This window comes from Devosia sp. (assembly GCF_036406155.1).
GTDB lineage: Bacteria > Pseudomonadota > Alphaproteobacteria > Rhizobiales > Devosiaceae > Devosia_A.
Map to the genome: position 1 here is coordinate 23726 of NZ_DASWVV010000065.1, position 6645 is coordinate 30370.

4 protein-coding genes are annotated in these 6645 nt (G+C 70.0%); all 4 read left to right on the plus strand.

Annotated features, from left to right (window positions below; translation table 11 throughout):
• Nucleotides 1-110 precede the first annotated feature (110 nt).
• On the plus strand, nucleotides 111-1784 hold the full coding sequence (locus VGD93_RS04170; protein ID WP_395009478.1) for a L,D-transpeptidase family protein: 1674 nt from the start codon (nucleotides 111-113) through the stop codon (nucleotides 1782-1784).
• A gap of 304 nt (nucleotides 1785-2088) precedes the next feature.
• Nucleotides 2089-3681, plus strand: a complete 1593-nt coding sequence (locus VGD93_RS04175; RefSeq protein ID WP_395009480.1) for a DUF882 domain-containing protein — start codon at nucleotides 2089-2091, stop codon at nucleotides 3679-3681.
• Between the two features lie 74 nt (nucleotides 3682-3755).
• Nucleotides 3756-5693 carry a 1-deoxy-D-xylulose-5-phosphate synthase gene (gene dxs / locus VGD93_RS04180; protein ID WP_395009482.1) on the plus strand — a complete coding sequence of 646 codons (1938 nt, stop codon included), beginning with the start codon at nucleotides 3756-3758 and terminating at the stop codon, nucleotides 5691-5693.
• A 65-nt stretch (nucleotides 5694-5758) separates the two neighbouring features.
• On the plus strand, nucleotides 5759-6645 hold an 887-nt coding region (locus VGD93_RS04185), incomplete at its 3' end, for a helicase HerA domain-containing protein (RefSeq protein WP_395009484.1).

Consider the following 6645-nt stretch of genomic DNA (forward strand, 5'->3'; position numbering starts at 1 on the left):
AGCGTTAAGGATTGTGGGCTAAGCGGAAACCATGCGGGTGCCGGGCCGCGCCGATTCCCCTGACGGCGCGCGGATTCCCGCCACAGAGCCCAGCCGGGTACGGAGTTTGCATGCGTAGACTGACGGCAGCTTTCATCGCCGGCGCGATCCTGCTGGCCACCCCCCTGAGCCTCGTGGCGCAGGAAACGGTGATGGTTGCCGGCGTCGAGGCGACGCGCATCGTCATCGCTCCCCCGCAGACCGACCTCGCGCGCGCCATCAAGGACGGGTTGTCGGATGCCTACGTCGCCGCGGCGCGCGACAGCCGCGCCTACGCGCAGGCGCAGAAGCTCTACTTCTTCTACGGCGCCCGTCATTTCGAGCCGCTGTGGCTGGCCCAGGACGACGACGGCGGCATCGTCTTCTCGCCCAAGGCCGAGAAAATCCTCGCCGTCTTCCACCAGGCCGAAATGGAAGGGTTCCGCCCCAGCGACTACCTGACCCCGGCGCTCGACGTCGCCGCCGCCGGTTCCGACCCGCTCAAGCTCGCGGCGCTGGAGACGGCGTTCTCGGCCGCCGCCGTGCGCTATGCCCAGGACGCCTATGGCGGCCGCATCGCACCGACCGAAGTGAGCAAGCTGTGGACCATCACGCCGCGCCGGATCGACGAGGCGGAGATGCTGCTCAGGCTGGCGGCGAGCGACACGCCGGACAGGATCCTGCTCGACCTGTCGCCCAAGCACCGCGAGTTCCTGCAGCTCAAGGCAGCGCTGGCGAAGTTCTACGACGGCAGCGTCGTCGACGAGGCGGTGGTCATTCCCGACGGCCCGCTGCTCAAGCCGGGCGGCAAGGACGAGCGCGTCACCCTGCTGCGCCAGCGTCTCGATGTCCCCGAGCCCGACATCCCGGAGACGGCGGGCGTCGCCGCCGCCGCCGACATCACCTATGACGACCCCCTCATCCAGGCCGTCACTGCCTTCCAGGAGAGCCTCGGCCTGACGGCCGACGGCGTGGTCGGGCCGGCAACGGTGGCCGCGCTCAACGGCGGCTCGGCCACCACCAAGGACGACATCATCGCCAACATGGAGCGCTGGCGCTGGCAGCCCGACGATTTCGGCACCTTCCACGTACAGGTGAACATTCCCGAATTCCGCCTGTGGGTCAGGGACCACGGGACCGAGAGCTACACCACGCGGGTCGTGGTGGGCACCCCGAAGCACCAGACGCCGATGTTCTTCGACGAGATCGAGCACATCGTCGTCAACCCGTACTGGAACGTCCCCGCCTCGATCGCCAGCAACGAGATCGCCCCGGCACTGGCCCGCAACCCCGGCTACCTGGCCGGTCAGAACATGGAAGTGCTGTACGGCGGCAAGGTGGTGAACGCCGCCGCCATCGACTGGTCGACCACCAATATCCGCAACTTCCACATCCGCCAGCGCCCCGGCGACGGCAACGCCCTCGGCCGCATCAAGTTCCTGTTCCCCAACCAGCACGACGTCTACCTGCACGACACGCCGTCCAAGTCGCTGTTCCAGCGCTCGTTCCGGGCCTACAGCCACGGCTGCGTGCGGGTCCAGAACCCGATGGAGTTCGCCGGGGCGCTGCTCGCGCTCGAGCCCAACGTCACCGTCGCCTCGCTCGAGAGCATGTTCGGCAGTTCCGAGCGTTGGGTGAACCTGAAGACCCACATCCCCGTGCACATCACCTATTTCACCCTGCGGGTGGACGAGGACGGCACCATCCGCTCCTACGGCGACGTCTACGGGCTCAACAAGCGGTTGATAACCCTGCTCAACGAGTAGCCGGGCGTTTCGACATGCGCCGCCCGGAACAGCACGCTTTGGCAAGGGCATAGCCCCGGGGGGCGTGCCCTGCCGGGAGCGGCGGCGGGTCAGGTGCTCGCGCCGGGGCAGGAAATCGGCCTTGGTTCAGCCGCGATCTTTGGCTAGAAATGGCGCCCGAGGGTGGCTGGCAACAGGCACCGGCAGGGTCCTCCAGCGTTAACAGACTGTATCAGAGTCTGGCGCTAGAGTTCCCGGCATCGTAATTGTTGCATGGGTCGAGCGGGGCGTGTCGGGGAAACCAACCAGTCATTGGCGGCGCTGCTTGCGCCTTGCTTTGGCCGCCGTTCTGGCCGTGACCGTGCTGCTGCCTCCCACTATCGTGGGGGTCACCGCCGCTGGCGATGACCGCACGCTCACCTTCCACCACACCCATACCGGGCAGACCGCAACGTTCACCTTCCGGCGCAACGGCCAGTACGACCAGGCCGTCCTGCGGCAGATGAACGTCTTCCTCGCCGACTGGCGGACGAAGGAGCCGACCACCATGGACCCGGCCCTGTTCGACCTGCTGTGGCAGATCTACCGCGACGTCGACGCCAGCCAGCCGATCCACATCGTCTCGTCCTACCGCAGCCCGGCCACCAACGCCGCCCTGCGCAAGAAATCGAGCGGGGTTGCCGAGAACAGCCAGCACATGCGCGGCAAGGCGATGGACATCTTCATCCCCGGGGTCAACCTCACCCGGCTGCGCGAAACCGCCATGCGCTACCAGGTCGGCGGCGTAGGCTATTATCCGACCTCCGGCAGCCCGTTCGTGCACGTCGACACCGGCTCCGTCAGGGCCTGGCCGCGCATGACAAGGGCCCAGCTCAAGAAGGTGTTCCCGGACGGCCGCACCCTGCACCTGCCCACCGACGGCAAGCCGCTCTCCGCCGAGGGTCGCCGCTATGCCGAACTCGAGTGGAAGAAGTGCCACGCGGTGCCCTGCAGCGGCCGGCCCGCCACGGCGCCGACGACCATGCTGGCGAGCCTCGATGCGCCCCCGGTACCGGCCGCAAAGCCGCGGACCCTCCTGGGTACGCTGTTCGGCCAGGGCGAGAAGGAGCGGCCGGCGGATGTCCAGCTGGCGGCCCTGTCCGAGCCGGCCCAACGCACGGTGACAACCTTTGCCGTGGCCCCGACCCCGGCGGTCCGCCCCGGCGCCGCCGTACCGGTGCTGGCCGTCGCCGCGGCCGAAGGCGCCCCCGTTCCTGCCGCCAAGTCGGCGCGGCTCAGACTGGCGACCCGCTCGCCCCTCCCCGACGCGGGCGCGACGGCGCTGACCGCCATCGCCGCCATCGACGTTCCCGCGCCGCAGCCGCGCATGCTGCCCGCCGAGACGGGCCAGCCGAACCTCGTCACTGCCTATGCCGCGGAAAGCCCGGTGGACGAGGGCGCCAGGCTGGCGCTGCAGATGATCATCGAACGCGAGACGACCGCGTCCCTGCCCACCACGCCAAAACCGCCGCGCGAACTCGACGCGGCCGCCATCCGCACCGCCTCGCTGGGGGGCGATCCGGGCCTGCGGGGCATGTTCGACATGACGTTCCGCGCGCTGACCGGTGCCGCCGCGCCGGCGCCCGTCGCCGCCGCCCTCGTCGATTTCGCCCAGAACCGCCAGCGCAACGACGCCCTCGAGACGCGTCCGGTGGAGCTGGTGGCCCCCGAACTCGACCACGTCAATGAGACGCTGGTCCACCCGGTATTGATGTCGAGCCGACACTTTGCCGTGCTGAGCGAGTCCGAGGGCTACCTCGACAAGCCCACGGAACTCGGGCCGCTGACCGCGCGTCTCGGCTTCGAGTCCGGGACCGGCGCGCCGCCCGCCTACGACCGCTTCGTCTCCGCCGCCCCCCTGCTGGTCGCCGCCCGCTAGCCTCCGCATTGCATTGGCCGGCGCCAGCCTCTAAGTCAGGCTGTCGAAAACCGAACGCCGCGAAGTTGGGCTCGTTGACCGAGAAACCGCAGACCCCCCTGCTCGATGCCATCGTCGCGCCCGCCGACCTCAAGGCGCTGGGCCGCGACGACCTGCGCCGTCTCGCCGACGAACTGCGCGCCGAAATCATCGATGCGGTCTCGGTCACCGGCGGGCACCTGGGCGCCGGGCTCGGGGTGGTCGAGCTGACGGTCGCCCTGCACGCCGTCTTCGACACCCCGCACGACCGGCTCATCTGGGACGTCGGGCACCAGGCCTATCCGCACAAGGTGCTGACCGGGCGGCGCGACCGCATCCGCACCCTGCGCCAGAAGGACGGGCTCTCGGGTTTCACCCGCCGGGCGGAGAGCCCCTACGACCCGTTCGGCGCCGGCCACTCCTCGACCTCCATCTCCGCCGGCCTCGGCATGGCGGTGGCGGCACAGCTGCAGGGGCAGCGGCGCCACGTCATCGCCGTGATCGGCGACGGCGCCATGTCCGCCGGCATGGCCTACGAGGCGATGAACAATGCCGGCGCCATGGACGCCAGGCTGATCGTCGTGCTCAACGACAACGACATGTCGATCGCCCCGCCCACCGGCGCCATGCGGTCGCATCTGGCCAAGCTGGTGTCGGGCCGGGCCTATCGCGGCCTGCGCGATACCGCCAGGTCGATCACCGAGAAGCTGCCGCGCATCGTCCACGAGACCGCGCGCCGGACCGAAGGCTTCGCCCGGTCGTTCTTCACCGGCGGCACGCTGTTCGAGGAACTCGGCTTCTACTATGTCGGGCCCATCGACGGGCACAATCTCAACGATCTCCTCGACGTGCTGCAGAACGTGCGCGACGCCGGCGAGGGCCCGGTGCTCATCCACGTCGTCACCAGGAAGGGCAAGGGCTATGCCCCGGCCGAGCAATCCGCCGACAAGTACCACGGCGTCTCCCGCTTCAACGTCATCACCGGCGCCCAGGCCAAAACTCCCTCCAACGCACCGTCCTACACCGCCGTCTTCGCCAGTTCGCTGATCGACGAGGCGGCGCGCGACGACCGCATCGTGGCAGTGACGGCGGCCATGCCCTCGGGCACCGGGCTCGACAAGTTCGCCGAGATTCACCCCACCCGCTGCTTCGACGTCGGCATTGCCGAACAGCACGCGGTAACCTTTGCCGCCGGGCTCGCCTGCGAGGGCTTGAAGCCGTTCTGCGCCATCTACTCGACCTTCCTGCAGCGCGCCTACGACCAGGTGGTGCACGACGTCGCCATCCAGAACCTGCCGGTGCGCTTCGCCATCGACCGGGCCGGCTATGTCGGGGCGGACGGGGCGACCCATGCCGGCAACTACGACGCCGCCTATCTGGGCGCCATTCCCAACATGGTGCTGATGGCGGCCGGGGACGAGGCCGAACTCAGGCACATGGTGGCCACCGCCGCCGCCCATGACGACGGCCCGATCGCCTTCCGCTATCCGCGCGGCGACGGGCTGGGCGTCGACATGCCCGAGCACGGCACGCCGCTCGCCATCGGCAGGGGCCGCGTGCTGCGCGAGGGCGGGCCGATCGCGCTCCTCTCCTACGGCACCCGGCTGGGCGAGACGCTCGCCGCCGCCGACCGGCTCGCGGCCCTGGGGCTCGGTGCCACCGTCGCCGATGCCCGCTTCATGAAGCCGCTGGACGAGGACCTCATCGCCCGGCTGGCGCGTACGCACCAGGTGCTGCTCACCGTCGAGGAAGGCGGTATCGGGGGCTTCGGCGGCCACGTCGCCACCTTCCTCGCCCGCTCGGGCCTGCTCGACGGCAAGCTGCGCTTCCGCCCGCTGATGATCCCCGATGTCTTCACCGAGCAGGCCAGCCAGGCCGACATGTATGCGGCGGCCGGGCTGGACCGCGCCGGCATCGTCGCCGCGGCGCTTGCCGCGCTGGGCATGGACGCAGCTGCCGTCGCCGGGACGGGGCATGCCAAGCCCCAGGGTTGAGCTATCCCCGGGGGCGTTGGCGTAGAGCCGAGTCCGCGCCGCGCAGAATCAGCTAGGGAAGAGGCATGAAAGTCGGCATCGACATGGGAGCCGCGGCGGGCGGAGCCCCGGCCAGCCTCGACCTCGAGGAACTGCTGGCCACCCGCCTGCTGGTCCAGGGCAATTCCGGTTCGGGAAAATCGCACCTGCTGCGCCGCCTGCTCGAGCAGAGCGCGCCCTGGGTGCAGCAATGCGTGATCGACCCGGAGGGGGATTTCGTCACCCTCGCCGAGCCGTTCGGCCACGTCGTCGTCGAGGCCGCCCGCAGCGAAGCCGAACTGACCCGCATCGCCGCCCGCATCCGCCAGCACCGCGTCTCGGTCGTCCTCGATCTCGAGGGGCTCGACGTCGAGCAGCAGATGCGCGCCGCCGCCGCCTTCCTCGGCGGCATGTTCGACGCCGACCGCGACTACTGGTATCCGCTGCTGGTGGTGGTCGACGAGGCACAGTTGTTCGCCCCGGCAGTGGCGGGCGACGTCGCCGACGAGGCGCGCAAGCTTTCGCTCGGGGCCATGACCAACCTCATGTGCCGCGGCCGCAAGCGCGGTCTCGCCGGGGTGATCGCGACGCAGCGGCTGGCCAAGCTTGCCAAGAACGTCGCCGCCGAGGCCAGCAACTTCCTCATGGGGCGGACCTTCCTCGACATCGACATGGCGCGCGCCGCCGACCTCCTCGGGATGGAGCGCCGGCAGGCGGAGATGTTCCGCGACCTCAAGCGCGGGCACTTCGTGGCGCTCGGCCCGGCGCTGAGCCGCCGGCCGCTGCCTGTCGTCATCGGCCCGGTGCGCACCTCGGCGCGCTCCACCAGCCCGAAGCTGCTGCCGCTGCCGGAAACCCCGGCGGCGGACGCGCGCGAGCTGATCTTCGCCCCCGATCCCGACGAGGCGCGGACCCCGCCGCGCCGCCCGCCGGC

Bases quoted from the DNA above. Each gene is read 5' to 3' on its own strand.
- VGD93_RS04170 (WP_395009478.1), top strand. From the start codon at position 111: ATGCGTAGACTGACGGCAGCTTTCATCGCCGGCGCGATCCTGCTGGCC.